Annotated in this window: 13 protein-coding genes, 2 tRNA genes and 1 pseudogene; 4 read left to right on the top strand and 12 right to left on the bottom strand. The window is 73.3% G+C overall.

The genetic code is table 11. The annotated features are described in order from the left end of the window. Nucleotides 1–78 precede the first annotated feature (78 nt). Nucleotides 79–1,992 (top strand): Stk1 family PASTA domain-containing Ser/Thr kinase, encoded by a 1,914-nt coding sequence (pknB, locus tag ACI78V_RS10780; RefSeq protein ID WP_456850894.1) that lies wholly within the window; start codon nucleotides 79–81, stop codon nucleotides 1,990–1,992. 69 nt (nucleotides 1,993–2,061) lie between these two features. Here the strand turns inward: pknB and ACI78V_RS10775 are convergent, their stop codons facing one another. Both ACI78V_RS10775 and ACI78V_RS10770 read right to left on the bottom strand, forming a co-directional pair. Further along, the gene (locus tag ACI78V_RS10775) at nucleotides 2,062–2,718 is read right to left on the bottom strand and encodes an aminodeoxychorismate/anthranilate synthase component II (protein ID WP_456850893.1); all 657 of its coding nucleotides are present in this window, start codon (nucleotides 2,716–2,718) and stop codon (nucleotides 2,062–2,064) included. A 72-nt stretch (nucleotides 2,719–2,790) separates the two neighbouring features. Then, entirely contained in the window at nucleotides 2,791–3,558 is a 768-nt protein-coding gene (locus ACI78V_RS10770; RefSeq protein ID WP_456850892.1) for a DUF881 domain-containing protein, read from the bottom strand. 69 nt (nucleotides 3,559–3,627) lie between these two features. Here ACI78V_RS10770 and crgA point away from each other — a divergent pair, with 69 nt between their 5' ends. Next, entirely contained in the window at nucleotides 3,628–3,900 is a 273-nt protein-coding gene (gene crgA / locus ACI78V_RS10765) for a cell division protein CrgA (RefSeq protein WP_456850891.1), read from the top strand. 513 nt (nucleotides 3,901–4,413) lie between these two features. Here the strand turns inward: crgA and ACI78V_RS10760 are convergent. Further along, nucleotides 4,414–5,571 (bottom strand): thiolase family protein, encoded by a 1,158-nt coding sequence (locus tag ACI78V_RS10760; protein ID WP_456850890.1) that lies wholly within the window; start codon nucleotides 5,569–5,571, stop codon nucleotides 4,414–4,416. A 105-nt stretch (nucleotides 5,572–5,676) separates the two neighbouring features. On the opposite strand from ACI78V_RS10760, the gene ACI78V_RS10755 reads away from it, so the two are divergent. After that, a complete protein-coding gene (locus tag ACI78V_RS10755; RefSeq protein WP_456850889.1) occupies nucleotides 5,677–6,078 on the top strand; it encodes a PH domain-containing protein in 402 nt (133 codons plus the stop codon). An 81-nt stretch (nucleotides 6,079–6,159) separates the two neighbouring features. Here ACI78V_RS10755 and ACI78V_RS10750 read toward each other — a convergent pair whose 3' ends face one another. From ACI78V_RS10750 to ACI78V_RS10735, 4 genes and pseudogenes are all read right to left on the bottom strand, one after another. Beyond that, nucleotides 6,160–6,918, bottom strand: coding sequence for a rhomboid family intramembrane serine protease (locus ACI78V_RS10750; RefSeq protein WP_456850888.1), 759 nt, complete (start codon nucleotides 6,916–6,918; stop codon nucleotides 6,160–6,162). Between the two features lie 6 nt (nucleotides 6,919–6,924). Beyond that, a pseudogene (locus tag ACI78V_RS10745) lies at nucleotides 6,925–7,059 on the bottom strand (hypothetical protein); the annotation flags it as partial. Beyond that, entirely contained in the window at nucleotides 7,056–7,589 is a 534-nt protein-coding gene (locus ACI78V_RS10740) for a peptidylprolyl isomerase (RefSeq protein WP_456850887.1), read from the bottom strand. The pseudogene ACI78V_RS10745 and the gene ACI78V_RS10740, both read right to left, overlap by 4 nt. A gap of 61 nt (nucleotides 7,590–7,650) precedes the next feature. Continuing rightward, nucleotides 7,651–8,145 carry a DUF1059 domain-containing protein gene (locus ACI78V_RS10735; RefSeq protein ID WP_456850886.1) on the bottom strand — a complete coding sequence of 165 codons (495 nt, stop codon included), beginning with the start codon at nucleotides 8,143–8,145 and terminating at the stop codon, nucleotides 7,651–7,653. A gap of 234 nt (nucleotides 8,146–8,379) precedes the next feature. On the opposite strand from ACI78V_RS10735, the gene ACI78V_RS10730 reads away from it, so the two are divergent. Further along, a complete protein-coding gene (locus ACI78V_RS10730) occupies nucleotides 8,380–10,713 on the top strand; it encodes a glycoside hydrolase family 65 protein (protein WP_456850885.1) in 2,334 nt (777 codons plus the stop codon). Between the two features lie 71 nt (nucleotides 10,714–10,784). Here the strand turns inward: ACI78V_RS10730 and ACI78V_RS10725 are convergent. The 5 genes from ACI78V_RS10725 to gyrA all read right to left on the bottom strand — a co-directional run bounded on the left by ACI78V_RS10725 (nucleotide 10,785) and on the right by gyrA (nucleotide 14,670). Further along, nucleotides 10,785–10,860, bottom strand: a tRNA-Ala gene (locus ACI78V_RS10725). 25 nt (nucleotides 10,861–10,885) lie between these two features. Then, nucleotides 10,886–11,029 (bottom strand): DLW-39 family protein, encoded by a 144-nt coding sequence (locus tag ACI78V_RS10720; protein WP_456850884.1) that lies wholly within the window; start codon nucleotides 11,027–11,029, stop codon nucleotides 10,886–10,888. A gap of 103 nt (nucleotides 11,030–11,132) precedes the next feature. Continuing rightward, nucleotides 11,133–11,206 (bottom strand) — tRNA-Ile (locus ACI78V_RS10715). Between the two features lie 65 nt (nucleotides 11,207–11,271). Then, nucleotides 11,272–12,030, bottom strand: a complete 759-nt coding sequence (locus ACI78V_RS10710; RefSeq protein WP_456850883.1) for a DUF3566 domain-containing protein — start codon at nucleotides 12,028–12,030, stop codon at nucleotides 11,272–11,274. Between the two features lie 171 nt (nucleotides 12,031–12,201). Continuing rightward, nucleotides 12,202–14,670, bottom strand: coding sequence for a DNA gyrase subunit A (gyrA, locus tag ACI78V_RS10705; protein WP_456850882.1), 2,469 nt, complete (start codon nucleotides 14,668–14,670; stop codon nucleotides 12,202–12,204). Nucleotides 14,671–14,723: the final 53 nt, after the last annotated feature.

Raw genomic sequence — 14,723 nt, 5'->3', positions numbered from 1 at the left:
CGGCCCATCCGTCCGCCGCCGTTCCCCGTGCTCCGCTGCCGCCCGGACGCAGGACCGCACCGCCCGAGAGGACCCCCGATGACCACGCCGCAGGTGCTCGGAGAGCGCTACGAGATCGGCGGGGTGCTCGGCCGTGGGGGGATGGCCGAGGTGCACCGGGGCCGCGACCTGCGGCTGGGTCGCGAGGTGGCGGTCAAGGTGCTGCGCAGCGACCTGGCCCGCGACCCGTCCTTCCAGGTGCGCTTCCGGCGTGAGGCCCAGGCCGCGGCCTCGCTGAACCACCCGGCGATCGTCGCGGTCTACGACACCGGCGAGGACCGCTCGGCCAGCGGGGCCACCCCCTACATCGTCATGGAGTACGTCGAGGGCCAGACCCTCCGCGACGTCCTGCGCGGTGAGGGAGTGCTCTCCCCGGAGCGCGCCATGAGCCTGACCGCCGACATCTGCGGTGCGCTGGACTTCAGCCACCGCAACGGCATCGTGCACCGGGACGTGAAGCCCGGGAACGTGATGATCACGCCGCAGGGCTCGGTCAAGGTCATGGACTTCGGCATCGCCCGTGCGGTCTCCGACTCCGCGGCCACGATGACCTCCACGGCGGCGGTCATCGGCACCGCCCAGTACCTCTCCCCCGAGCAGGCCCGCGGCGAGGGGGTCGATGCGCGCTCCGACGTCTACTCGGTCGGCTGCCTGCTCTACGAACTGGTCACCGGAGCACCGCCGTTCACCGGCGACTCCCCGGTGGCGGTCGCCTACCAGCACGTGCGGGAGGACCCCCGCCTCCCCTCGTCGATCAACCCGGCCATCCCGCCGGAGCTCGACGCGATCCTGCTCAAGGCGATGAGCAAGAACCCGGCCAACCGGTACCAGTCCGCCGCGGACATGCGCAACGACCTGCTGCGGGCGCTGGCCGGCCAGCAGGTCGAGGCCACACCGGTGATGAACGACGCCGAGAAGACCACCATCCTCGGCGCCACCCCCGGCTACGCCGGCGGGGACTGGGACGCGGGGGACGACGAGGCCGCCCGCAAGCGCCGGCGCACCCGGGTGGTCGTCGCCGTCGTCGCCGCGGTCCTGCTGCTGGGCGGCGTGATCACCGCGGCCCTGCTGCTCGACTCCGGCGCCGAGGAGGAGGCACCGGTGGCCCGCGAGGTCGCGGTGCCCACGCTCGTGGACCTCCCCCGGGCGGAGGCCGAGGCCGCGATCACCGACGCCGGCCTGGTCGTCGGTGCTGTGACCACCGAGGTCACCACCGACGAGGCCCGGGTCGGCACCGTCCTGTCCAGCACCCCGGCCAGCGGCGCCCGGGTCGACGAGGGCACCAGGGTCGACCTCGTCGTCGGCGCGGCTCCGGACAGCATCGCCATCCCGCCGGTGGTCAACCTCGACGAGGACGACGCGCGGACGGCGCTGGAGAACGCCGGCCTGACCGGGAACATCAACCGGGACACCGTCGACTCCCTCGAGCCGGAGGGGACGGTCGTCGCCGTCGACCCCGAGCAGGGCACCCAGGTGGCCCCGGACGTGACGATCACGCTCTCGGTGTCCGACGGGGACGCCGAGGTGCGCGACGTGGTCGGCCAGCAGCAGGACGCCGCCACCCAGGCCCTGCGCACCGACGGCTTCACCAACGTCCAGGTGGAGCAGGTCGAGGACGAGCGGCCCGCGGGCACCGTCGTGGCCACGTCCCCCACCGGGGGCAGCCAGGCGACCGCCGACACCCGGATCACCCTCCGGGTCTCCAGCGGGCCGGCCGAGCCGGAGACGGTCCCCGTGCCGAACGTCGTGGACCAGCCCCAGGCGGCCGCGACCAGCACGCTGCAGGGGCTGGGGCTGGTCGTCAACGTCGTCCAGCAGGACAGCGACCAGGCCGACGTCGGCCTCGTGATCTCGCAGAACCCGTCGGCGGACACCGAGGTGCAGCCGGGTTCGACGGTGACCATCACCGTCGGCCGGGCTCCGCAGGGAGGTGGTGAGACCGGCACACCCTGACCGGTCCGAGCCGACGGAGGGCCGCGCTCCCCACGTGGGGAGCGCGGCCCTCCGTCGTCCCTCGGGGCCTCAAGCGGGCGTGGCGACCGTGGTGAGCCGGCGCGCCGCGGCGGTGGCCGCCTCGACCGCGGCGGGGTCGGGTGCCAGGCCGCAGGACTCCAGCCACGTCGCCAGCATCCGGTGCCCCCCCTCGGTGAGCACCGACTCGGGGTGGAACTGCACGCCCTCGACGGGCAGCTCCCGGTGCCGCAGGGCCATGACGATCCCCGACGGCGTCTCACCGGTCACCTCCAGCTCGTCGGGCACGGAGGAGCGCTCGACGGCCAGCGAGTGGTACCGGGTGGCGGTGAACGGCGAGGGCAGCCCGGCGAGGACGCCGACGCCGGCGTGCACCACCTGGCTGGTCTTGCCGTGCAGCAGCTCCGGCGCCCGGACCACCTCGGCGCCGAAGGCCTCGGCGATCGCCTGGTGGCCCAGGCACACCCCGAGGACCGGCGTCCCGGCGTCCGCGGCGGCCCGCACCATCGGCACGGTCACGCCCGCGTCGGACGGCGTCCCGGGCCCCGGGGAGAGGAGCACGCCCGCGACGCCGAGGTCGGCGAGCTCGTCGACGGTGACGGCGTCGTTGCGGCGGACGATGCAGCGCACGCCCAGCTGGCCCAGGTACTGGACGAGGTTGTAGACGAAGCTGTCGAAGTTGTCGACGACGAGGACGGGGCGGTTCACGGTCCCTGTGTACCAAAGGGACCCCCCGCCCCCCACCACTCGCTGACTCGCAGCAGGGCGCTGCACCGGGCCTCACCCGTCAGCGGCGGTGGCGTGCTCCATGTCGAGCGGGCCCTCGTAGGCCGGCAGCGTCAGCGAGGGGCGGTCGCGGACGGCGAAGCCCAGCCCGAAGTCCTCCACGGCCTGCTGGAACACCGCCACCTGGGGGGAGGCGGCCAGCTGGGCCCGGATCGCGTCGGTGTCCCCGACCGCGGTGACGACGAACGGCGGCGAGTAGGTGCGGCCCTCCAGGAGGAGCACGTTGCCGACGCAGCGGACCGCGCTGGTGGCGATCAGCCGCTGGTCCATGATCGCGACGGCGTCGGCTCCGGCGGCCCACACCGCGTTCACCACCGCCTGCACGTCGGACTGGTGGATCACCACGTCGTCGGGCCGGGCGCCGATGGGCAGCGAGCCGTCGGGCCGGCGTGGGGCGTCGTCGAGGACGATCTCCACACCGCGGCCGGTCAGCGCCACCAGCCCGGCCGAGAGCTCCGCGCCGGCGTCCTGGACCTGGGCGGCGGCCACGGCGCCGTCCCGGGACGCCGCCTGGTCGGTCAGCGCCTGCGTCTGCTCGCGGAGCGCGGCCAACTGCTCCTGCTGCTCCCGCAGGACCTCCTCGCGCGCCGCGATGAGGGCCGACAGCTCGGTGACCTCCCCACCCCGCAGGTCGGTCCCGCCGGCGGTCTGGCTGGACGTGGCGAAGAGCAGGCCGGCCAGGAGTGCCACGACGGGCACGAGCGCCGCCCAGGCGGCGCCACGGCGGCTCCCCCGGTGGGGCAGGGTGCGGGCTCCGGCCACGTCCTCAGCTTAGGCTGGGGTTCTGTCACGGCCGGCAGCGACGATCCGGCCCCGGAGGGAGTCCGCACGGTGCCCAAGTCCAAGGTGCGCAAGAAGTCGGTGTACACACCGCCGCAGGGCACGCTGCAGGCCGGGACGCCGGCCGCGCGGGTCGCCCAGCCCAGCCCGCGCTGGTACGCGCCGCTCATGGTCACGCTCATGGTGCTCGGCCTGCTGTGGATCGTCGTCTTCTACGTCGCCGGCGAACGGATCGGCTTCATGAACGGCATCGGCCCGTGGAACTTCGCCGTCGGCTTCGGCCTCATGGTCGCCGGTCTGGTCATGTCGATGCGCTGGCGCTGAAGCGCGCCCGCACTGCGTCGCGGCCCTCGTCCCCGCCCGGGGACGAGGGCCGTTGTCATGTGAGTGGCCGAACACCCACCGTGTTGTCCACAGTCGACGCTGTGCACAGCCGAGTGCTGCGTCCACAGGTCGACAAAGCGCGATACCCCCAGAGTTGTCCACCGTGTGTGGAGAACGCATGTTCGACCACACGCCACTGACCTGGGGAGATCCCACGGGTGAGGCAGGTGTGACGGGAAGGGCACCCGAGTAACTACATGCCTGTGACTCCATCCCCAGCTGTGCACACAGCTGTGGACGAATCGACATGGCGGCAGGCTCGGGACGGCGACCGGAGCCCGCCCCTACCCCGCGCCGGGCACCACGACACGCGCTCTGACCACGGCAGATGCCCGGGCCCGACGCGTCGTGCCCGGACACGACGACGGCCCCCGGTCCGTGAGGGACCGGGAGCCGTCTGTGCACAGCCGCGGAACGGCCCGGTGCACATCCGCGGACGTGCACCGGGTGGGGTCAGGCGTCGATCAGCTCCAGGATGGTCGCGTTGGCCATCCCGCCGCCCTCGCACATCGTCTGCAGGCCGTAGCGGGTGCCGGTCGCCAGCATGCTGTGGACCAGCGTGGTCATGATGCGGGCGCCGGAGCCGCCCAGCGGGTGGCCGAGCGCGATCGCACCGCCGCGGGGGTTGACCCGGTGCATGTCGGCACCGGTCTCCACCTGCCAGGCCAGTGGCACCGGGGCGAACGCCTCGTTCACCTCGAAGATGCCGATGTCGTCGACCGACAGCCCGGAGCGCTGCAGCACCTTGTGGGTGGCCGGGATCGGCGCGGTGAGCATGATGACCGGGTCGTCGCCGGCCAGAACGGTCGTGTGGACGCGCACCAGCGGCCGCAGGCCGAGCTCGCGGGCCTTCTCCGAGGTGGTCACCAGCAGCGCGGCCGAGCCGTCGGAGATCTGGCTGGCGTTGCCGGCGCTGATGACACCGTCGGCCTTGAACGGGGTCTTCAGGGAGGCCAGCTTCTCCAGCGTGCCGCCGGGCCGGACGCCCTCGTCGGCCCGCACCACGGTGCCCTCAGGCGTGGTGACCGGCGCGATCTCCTCGTCGAAGGCGCCGTCGGCCTGGGCCTTGGCGGCCTTCTCGTGCGAGGCGAGGGAGAACTCGTCGAGCTGGGTGCGGGAGAAGCCCCACCGCTCCGCGATCATCTCGGCGCCCACACCCTGGTTGGGGGCCACGCCGTACCGCTCCATGAAGCGCGGGCCGAGGGGGCGGCCGGCAGAGCCGTCGCCCACCGAGGAGCCCATCGGCACCCGGCTCATCGACTCCACGCCACCGGCGACGACGACGTCGGCCTGTCCGCTGACGACACTGGCCGCGGCGAAGGCGACCGCCTGCTGCGAGGAGCCGCACTGCCGGTCGATGGTCGTGCCGGGCACCGTCTCGGGCCAGCCGGCGGCCAGCGCCGCGTTGCGGGCCACGTTGTAGGTCTGCTCGCCGATCTGGCTCACACAGCCCCAGATCACGTCGTCGACCACCGCCGGGTCGATGCCGCTGCGCTCCACCAGCGCGTCCAGCACGTGCGCGGAGAGGTCGACGGCGTGCACACCGGACAAGCCCCCGCCGCGCTTGCCCACCGGGGTCCGCACCGCGGCACAGATGACGGCATCTCGCATGACCACTCCTCGTCCACGTCGGCGGCCTCCCGCCGTCCCTGGCCGCATGGTAGGACGTCCGAGCATCTGTGCCCCAGGGGCGCCTGGGAGGCTGGACGCCGTGGAGTGGTCGGCCCGCCGGGCGCAGACGGGGTCCTGGCCGCCGGTGGCGCCGTCCTCGCGCTGATCGCGGTCCTGCTCGACCCGGCGGGGCGGGTGCTCGTGGGCGGCGCCGCCCTCCTGCTGCTCGCGCTGGCCCTGCGGGACCTGCTGCTGCGCCCGCGCCTGTCGGCCGGACCCGGCGGAGTCGCCGTCCGCACGCTGACCGGCACGGTGGCGCTGCCGTGGCCGGAGCTGCGGGTCCGGCTGCGCGAGACCCGGCGGCTCGGCGTCCGCTCGCGGCTGCTGGAGCTGGACACCGCCCCGGGTGCCGACGACGACGGCGTCCTGCTGCTGCTCGGCCGGCGGGACCTCGGCGCCGACCCGGAGGACGTCGCCCGGGCCCTGCACGCGCTGCGGCCCGGGTGACCGGCGCCGCCGGCCCGCCCCGGGAGCCCTCCTGCGGTGTCCCGCCGCGTACTCGTGCGGTGGGTGCAGGGGGCCCCGTCGCTAACCCAGGACGACGACGGTCGGCACGGTCAGCGCCACCACGACCAGGGCCGCGGCCAGCAGCATGAGCCCGAGGACCTGCAGCTCCGTGCGCCGGCGGGCCAGGACGACCAGGCCCGTGGCGGCGAAGCCGGCGACCAGCCCGCCGAGGTGGCCGAGCAGCGAGACGCCGGGCAGGAAGCTGATCGCCACGTTGATCGCCAGCAGGGTGAGCAGGCCGCGCAGGTCCTGCTTCCGGGAGATCATCACGACCGCCAGGCCGCCCAGCAGGCCGTAGATGGCCGCCGAGGCCCCGGCGACCGCGCGGAAGGGGTCCCCGAACAGCTGTAGCGCCACCGCCCCGCCGAGCAGCGAGACCAGGTAGACGGCGAGGTACCGCCAGCGGCCGAGCTGCCGCTCCAGCTCCGAGCCGAAGACCAGCAGGGCGAGCATGTTGAGCACCAGGTGCAGGAGCCCGATGTGCAGGAAGGCGGCGGTCAGCAGCCGCCAGTCCTCCCCCAGCTCGACCAGGATCGGGATCTGTGCCAGCCGGGCGAACAGCGGCGAGAACTGGTTGTCCAGGGGGTTGGCGCCGGCCACGCCGGCGGAGACCGCCGTCGCGGCGAACATGGCGACGTTGAGCGCGATGAGGCTGACGGTGACCGCGCCGAAGCGGCTGCTGGCCCGCCGCAGCAGGGGTGCCTGGCGCGGCCCGCGCACGCCGGCCTGCCCCTCGCGGACGCACTCGGGGCACTGGAAGCCGACCGAGGCGGGGGTCATGCACTCCGGGCAGATCGGCCGTCCGCAGCGCGTGCAGGAGATGCGGGTGGGCCGGTCGGGGTGCCGGTAGCAGGTGGTCGTCGGGGGCGCCGGCTGCGGCTGGCCGGGGCCGGCGCCCCCGTCGTCGGGGCCGGTGGTCAGCTGCGCTGCACCTCGACCGACTGCAGGACGACGTCCTCGACCGGCCGGTCACCGCGGGCGGTGGGCACCTTGGCGATGCGGTCGACGACGTCGCGGCTGGCCTGGTCGGCCACCTCGCCGAAGATGGTGTGCTTGCCGGTCAGCCACGTGGTCGGGGCGACGGTGATGAAGAACTGGGAGCCGTTGGTGCCGGGGCCGGCGTTGGCCATGGCCAGCAGGTAGGGCTTGGTGAAGGCCAGCTCCGGGTGGATCTCGTCGCCGAACTTGTAGCCGGGCCCGCCGATGCCCTGACCGAGCGGGTCGCCGCCCTGGATCATGAATCCGTCGATGATCCGGTGGAAGACGGTGCCGTCGTAGAGCCGGTCGGTGGTCTTCTCGCGGGTCTGCGGGTGGGTCCACTCCCGGCGGCCCTCGGCGAGGTCGGCGAAGTTGGCGACCGTCTTCGGGGCGTGGTCGGGGAAGAGGTCCACGGTGATGTCGCCGTGGTTGGTGTGCAGCACGGCGCGGCGTGCGGGAGTCGATTCGGTCACGACGTCCACTCTCCCACTGGTCCGCTCCCCGCGAGTCGCGGGGAGCGGGCACCGGTGGCACTCAGATGCGCACGAGCTCCACGACGTCGAGGTTGCGGAACGACGCCTCCCCCTCGGTGACCTCCTGCATCCTCTTCGAGATGTCGGTGGTCACCGGGTGCTCGGAGTTGCGCATCGCCGAGGCGTGGTCGGGGAAGCCGACCATCTGGACGTAGGTGTGCGGGCGGTCGCGGTCGGAGGTGACCACGATCCACCGGGCGGTCGTCTCGCGACCCATCCTCTCCCGCCACTCCTCGCCCAGTCGCCGGAACCCCTCGAGGTCCCGGGCGTGGAACTCGATGAGCTGCACGAAGGCGCCCTGCTCGACCTGCAGGGTCTCCTCGTCGCGCAGGGCGGCCCGGAGCCCGTCGCGCAGCTCCGGGCCGTCGGTGTGCCCGTGCGCGGCGACCGCGTGCGCCGCCGCCAGCTCGAGGACCTCGTCCTCCTCGCCGGAGATCTGGACCGTGCAGTTGCTCTCGCTCGGCACCGTCCGGCAGTCCATGGTCTTCCGCGCCATGGCTCCTCCTCACACCAGAGCCCCGGCCCGCCCGGCCGGTGGGCCAGCGGCGCGGCCGACAGTGGCCCGGCGGCGGTCGCGCGTCCAGTGACGGAGGTCCCTGCGGCTCACGCCGGACCCGTGCTCCGGTCCCGCTCGGATCGCGGCGGGAGGTGCCGGCCGGTAGGACAGGGAGCGGGACGCCGCTGCCGGGCGTGCCGCCCCGCCCCCCGACGACGCGAGCGAGGACCCTGCGTGACCGCTCCGACCCTCGAGACCGCCCCGTGGGCCGTCCGCGAGCCGCACGTCGACACCGGGACCCTCGGGGTGGCCGAGTCCGTCTTCAGCCTCTCCAACGGCTACCTCGGGGTGCGGGGGACGCTCGACGAGGTCGAGCCCGCCGTCATGCGGGGCACGTACCTCTCCGGGGTCCACGAGACCCACCCGCTGTCCTATCCCGAGGGCGGCTACGGCCTCCCCGAGGAGGGGCAGGCGATGCTCACCGTCATCGACGGCACGCCCCTGCGTCTCCTGGTCGACGGGGTCCCGCTCGACGTCCGCGAGGTCCGGCCGCAGGTCCACGAGCGCACGCTGGACCTGCGCGCCGGCACGCTCGACCGTCGCGTGCGCTGGACGACGCTGTCGGGCACGACCGTGGAGGTGACCTCGCGGCGGCTGGTCTCCCTCGTCGAGCGGTCGGTGTGTGCGGTGCGGTACGAGGTCCGCGCCCTGGACGGGCCCGCGCACGTCGTCGTGCGGTCGGAGCTGGCCGCGGGGAGGGTCACGCCGACGGGCGTGGTGAACGACGACCCGCGCGTCGCCGAGGTCCTCGAGAACGCCTTGGAGCCGCTCGCCCACGTCCGGGGGGACAGCGGCGGCGCGCTCGCGGAGCGGACGCGGCGGTCGGGCATCACGATCGCGGCTGCGATGGGCCACCGGGTCGACGGCGGTCGGGAGAACACCCACGTCGACGAGCGCGCCGTCGTCACCACGGTCGCCGCCGACCTGCGCCCGGGCGAGCACGTCACGATCGTCAAGCTCGTCGGGTACAGCTGGTCGTACGACGCCGCGTCCGACTCCGTCATCGGCGAGGCGTCGGCAGCAGTGAGCTCCGCACTCGACCTCGGCTGGGAGGGCCTGCTCGCCGCGCAGCGGGCCGCTCTGGACGAGCTGTGGGCGACGGCGGACGTCGAGGTCGACGGCGATCCCGAGCTGCAGCAGGCACTGCGGTACTCCGTCTTCCAGCTGTTCTGCTCCGCGGCCTGCATCTCCGATGCCCCCGTCGGCGCCAAGGGACTGACCGGCATGGGGTACAGCGGCCACACGTTCTGGGACGTCGAGGGTTTCGTCCTGCCCGCTCTGACGCTGCTGCGCCCGGACGCGGCGGCCCGGCTGCTGCGGTGGCGCGCCAGCACGCTGGACCACGCCCGGGAGCGTGCCGGGACACTGGGCTGGGCGGGTGCGGCCTTCGCCTGGCGCACGATCAGCGGACCGGAGGTCTCCGCGTACTGGCCGGCGAGCACCGCGGCGCTGCACGTCAACGCCGACATCGCCCGCGCCTTCTGGCTCTACGAGAACGTCACCGGCGAGGACCTCGACTCCGTCGGGGGCCTGGACGTCCTGGTCGAGACGGCGCGGTTGTGGATGTCGCTGGGCCACCAGGACGCGGCCGGTGGCTGGCACCTGTTCGGCCTGACGGGGCCGGACGAGTACACCGGCATCGTCGACGACAACGTCTTCACCAACCTCATGGCCCAGGCCAACCTCCGGCGGGCCGCCGACGCGTGCCGGCGCCTGGCGTCGCGCGCGTCGCAGCTGGGCGTGGACCACACCGAGACCGCCGCGTGGCGGTCGACGGCCGACGCCGTCCACGTCCCGTGGGACGAGGGCCTGCGCGTGCACCCGATGAACGCCAACTTCACGTCCTACGGGGAGTGGCCGTTCGAGGACCGGCGCGACTCCTACCCGGTCCAGGAGCACCAGCACTACGCCACCTTCTACCGGCGGCAGGTGCTCAAGCAGGCCGACCTCGTCCAGGCGCTGTGGTGGTGTCGCGACGAGTTCTCCCCCGAGGAGGTGGCCCGGGACCTCGAGTACTACGAGGCGCGCACCGTCCGGGACTCCTCGCTCTCGGCCGCTGTGCAGGCCGTCGTGTGTGCCCAGGCGCAGCACCTGGACCTCGCACTGCGCTACCTGCGGGAGGCTGCGCTGGTGGACCTGCGGAACGTCCACGGCGGGAGCGCGGAGGGCCTCCACCTCGCCTCGGTGGGAGGGACGTGGCTGGCGTTCGTCGCCGGGCTGGGTGGCCTCCGGGAGGACCGGGAGGACCTCGAGCTGGCCCCGCGGCTGCCGTCCTCGCTCACCCGCACCGCGTACTCCCTGACCTGGCGCGGGCGGCTGCTCCACGTCAAGACGACGCGGGAGGGCACCACGGTCACGCTGGTGCGCGGTGAGGGGCCGGTGACCGTCGTCGTGGACGGCACGCGGCTGTCGGTCACGGCGGCCGCGCCCGTCCAGGCGCCGCTGCGTGCCCCCGCCCCGCTGCTCGACGAACCGGGGCAGCCCCCCGGTCGCGAGCCACGGACGTAGGGCGTCACCGGGCTGGAGGCGGCTCGCACGGCTGCTGCCGGCCGGGGCCGCGGGTCATGTCCTGAGCGGCCTGGTGGAGACGAGGGGAATCGAACCCCTAACCCCCGCCTTGCAAAGGCGGTGCTCTGCCAATTGAGCTACGTCCCCGGGTCGGGGCTGGTGCCCCGGTGGGTCAGCGTGCCGTGGGGGTGCTGACCGCCTGCGGGCCGCGGGTCGCCTCGGCCCACAGGTCGGCCTCGGCCCTGCCGGCGGACCGCTTGCGGACCAGTGCCAGGGCCGCTGCCCCGGCTGCCGCCAGAGCCAGCTTCTTCAGCACGCGGTGTACCTCCTCGACGGGAGTTCCCCCGGCTCCGACCGGCGGAGCGGTCCGACCCGTCCGGAGGACGGGCCGGGTGGCGCGCTGGGCGCCGGGACACGGGTGGGCCTGGGAGGACTTGAACCTCCGGCCTCATCCTTATCAGGGATGCGCTCTAACCGCCTGAGCTACAGGCCCGTGAACCTCGACCAGCGTACCTGGCTGGTCCGAGGCGGTCGGAGGGGGGTCGGCTCCCCCTCCGCTCAGTCGCGCTCGGAGAGGGTCACCTCGAGGCCACCGACCAGGTCGGAGCACATGTTGTAGATGAACGCCGCGACGGTGCACAGCGCGGTCATGAGCACGATGTTGATCGCGCCGATGACCGCCGCACCACCGAAGACGATGCCCGGGGTGATGACCTCGGTGCTGCCGTCGGCGCCGGAGGCGGTGCCGAGCTGGCCGAACAGGTCGTTGAGGGTCTCGAAGACGCCGAGACCGGAGAGCACGCCGTAGAGCACCCCGACGGCGACCATCCAGATGAAGAACATCGCGATGGACAGCACCAGCGAGATCTTCAGCGCCGACCAGGTGTCGATGTGCCGCAGCTGCAGCCGGGCCCGGCGGGGGCCGCGGGCGGCCTTCTGCTTGCCGGGCTTGCCAGCCGACCCCGAGGTCGCGGCGGGAGCCGCCGCGGGGGCGGCGGAGGTGGGCGCGGTCGTCGTCGCGACGGCGCCGGTGCCGGCCGCGCCACCGGTGGCGGCCGTGGTGGGGGCGACCGTGGCGGGGGCGGTCGTCGTGGGCTCGCCGGCGACCGGCGCCGCGCTCACGGGCGCCGACGCGACCGGTGCGGTGCCGTCGACGGGAGCCACCCGCTGGGTGCCCGTGGCGGGTGCCGGTGCAGCGGCCGCGGCCGGCGTCTGGCCGTCCGTGGCGGGCTGCTGGCCGGTCGGCGTCCCCTTCGAAGCGGTGGCGCCCCCAGGCCGGGACCCGGTGCGCACCGAACCCTGCGTCCGGTCGCTCATGCGAGTCTCCCGTTCCCCAGCGGCCCTCGCCGCTCCCTCGTGCCCAGGAGTCCCGGCTCGCGGCCGAGGGCGCCCGGGCGCCGGTCAGATCCGTGGTGGCGTGATCGGAGGAGGTGCGACATCTCGACCCGGGTGCCCGGGCGCCGCACCTCCTCCGTCATCACGTCCAGACTAGGCGGCAGGCTCGTCGTTGTCCGTCGTCCGCGCGATCGCCACGATCGACACGTCTTCCGGCAAGTTCATGAGCTTGACGCCCATGGTGGCGCGGTCCTTGTTGTGCCGGACGCCGTTGACCGGCGTCCGGATGACCCCGCCACCCGAGGTGATCGCGTACAGCTCGTCGCCGAGCCGCACCGCCAGCGCCCCGACGAGCGAGCCCTTGCGCGCCTTGGGGTCGGCGGTGAGCACGCCCTTCCCGCCGCGACCCTGGTTCGGGTAGTTCTCGATGCCGGTCCGCTTGGCGAAGCCACGCTCGGTGGCGACGAGGACGTCGACCCCCTCCTCGACGACGATCATCGACAGCAGCTGGTCGTCGGGGGCCAGCGAGATGCCGCGGACACCCTCGGTGGCCCGGCCCATCGGCCGCAGCGCGGCGTCGTCGGCCTTGAACCGGATCGACATCGCCTTGCGGGTGACCAGCAGGAGGTCCTGCTCGGGGTCGATGAGCGCCGCACCGACCAGCTCGTCACCGTCGCGCAGGTTGATGGCGATCACGCCGCCACTGCGGGGGGAGTCGAAGTCGGTCAGCCGGGTCTTCTTGACCTGCCCGTTCGAGGTGGCCAGGACCAGGTACGGGGCGACCGAGTAGTCCTTGATCTGCATGACCTGGGCGATCCGCTCGTCGGGCTGGAACGCCAGGATGTTCGCCACGTGCGCGCCACGCGCGGTGCGGTTGGCCTCGGGCAGCTCGTAGGCCTTCGCCCGGTACACCCGGCCCTTGTTGGTGAAGAACAGGATCCAGTCGTGGGTGGACCCCACGAAGAAGTGGTCGACGATGTCGTCCTGCTTCAGCGCCGCACCCATGACGCCCTTGCCGCCGCGCCGCTGCGACCGGTAGAGGTCGCTCTTGGTCCGCTTGGCGTAGCCGGTGCGGGTGATGGTGACGACGACCTCCTCCTCGGCGATGAGGTCCTCCATGGAGACGTCACCGTCGTTGGCCACGAACTTCGTGCGCCGGTCGTCGCCGTACTTCTCCACGATCTCGGCGAGCTCGTCCTTGATGATCTGCCGCTGCCGCTCGGGCGAGTCGAGGATCGCCTGCAGGTCGGCGATGCGGGCCTCGAGCTCGGCCAGCTCGTCGAGGATCCGCTGGCGCTCCAGGGCCGCCAGCCGGCGCAGCTGCATGTCGAGGATGGCGGTGGCCTGGATCTCGTCGATGTCGAGGAGGTCCATGAGGCCACCGCGGGCGGCGTCGGCCGACGGGCTGTTGCGGATGAGTGCGATGACCGCGTCGAGCTGGTCGAGGGCCTTGGCCAGCCCGCGCAGGATGTGCGCGCGCTCCTCGGCCTTGCGCAGCCGGTAGCGGGTCCGCCGCTGGATGACCTCGACCTGGTGGGCCACGTAGTGGCGGATGAGCTCGTCGAGGCGCAGCGTCCGCGGGACGCCGTCGACGATGGAGAGCATGTTGCAGCCGAACGTCGTCTGCAGCTGGGTGTGCTTGTAGAGGTTGTTCAGCACCACCTTGGCCACGGCGTCGCGGCGCAGGGTGATGACCAGCCGGCGGCCGACGCGGTCGGAGGACTCGTCGGCGATCTCGCTGATGCCCTGCAGCCGGCCGTCCTTGACCGCCTCGGCGATCGCCTCGGCCAGGTTGTCGGGGTTGACCTGGTAGGGCAGCTCGGTGACGACCAGCTGCACCCGGCCCCGGGCGTCCTCCTCGACGGTGACGACGGCGCGCATGCGCACCGAGCCGCGGCCGGTGCGGTAGGCGTCCTCGATCCCCTCCCGGCCGACGATGAGACCGGCGGTCGGGAAGTCGGGGCCGGGGATGCGCTGCATGCAGGCGGTGAGCGCCTCCTCGGGCTCGGCCTCGGGGTGGTCGAGCATCCAGAACACCGCCTCGGCGACCTCGCGGAGGTTGTGCGGCGGCATGTTGGTGGCCATGCCGACGGCGATGCCGGCCGAGCCGTTGATGAGCAGGTTCGGGATGCGCCCCGGCAGGACCAACGGCTCCTGGTTCTTGCCGTCGTAGTTGGGCTGGAAGTCGACGGTCTCCTCGTCGATGTTGGCCAGCATCTCCATGGCCAGCGGGGTCAGTCGGGCCTCGGTGTAGCGCATGGCCGCGGCGGGGTCGTTGCCCGGGGAACCGAAGTTGCCCTGCCCGTCGATGAGCGGGTAGCGCATCGCCCAGGGCTGGGCCAGGCGGACGAGGGCGTCGTAGATCGCCGAGTCGCCGTGCGGGTGGTAGTTACCCATGACCTCACCGACGACGCGGGCGCACTTGACGTAGCCGCGGTCGGGGCGGAAGCCCTGGTCGTACATCGCGTACAGCACACGCCGGTGCACGGGCTTGAGGCCGTCGCGGACCTCGGGCAGCGCGCGGCCGACGATGACCGACATCGCGTAGTCGATGTAGCTGCGCTGCATCTCCTGCTGGAGGTCGACCGGCTCGACGCGGTCACGGGCAGGGGTCTCGGTCACGTTTCAGGTCTCTCCGGTTCGGTGCTCGGTGTCGCAGGCCGCGGCCCCCTCGC

The organism is Geodermatophilus sp. SYSU D00742, assembly GCF_054049935.1.
The sequence above is the reverse complement of the archived record's forward strand: the minus strand, read 5'-3'. Positions and strand labels throughout refer to the sequence as shown.

What these genes read in the sequence shown, in the direction of transcription:
- pknB (WP_456850894.1), top strand. Translation starts at nt 79, where the DNA reads ATGACCACGCCGCAGGTGCTCGGAGAGCGCTACGAGATCGGCGGGGTG.
- ACI78V_RS10760 (WP_456850890.1), bottom strand. Translation starts at nt 5,571, where the DNA reads ATGCGAGATGCCGTCATCTGTGCCGCGGTGCGGACCCCGGTGGGCAAG.
- ACI78V_RS10750 (WP_456850888.1), bottom strand. Translation starts at nt 6,918, where the DNA reads ATGACCCCCGCCTCGGTCGGCTTCCAGTGCCCCGAGTGCGTCCGCGAG.
- ACI78V_RS10735 (WP_456850886.1), bottom strand. Translation starts at nt 8,145, where the DNA reads ATGGCGCGGAAGACCATGGACTGCCGGACGGTGCCGAGCGAGAGCAAC.
- ACI78V_RS10710 (WP_456850883.1), bottom strand. Translation starts at nt 12,030, where the DNA reads ATGAGCGACCGGACGCAGGGTTCGGTGCGCACCGGGTCCCGGCCTGGG.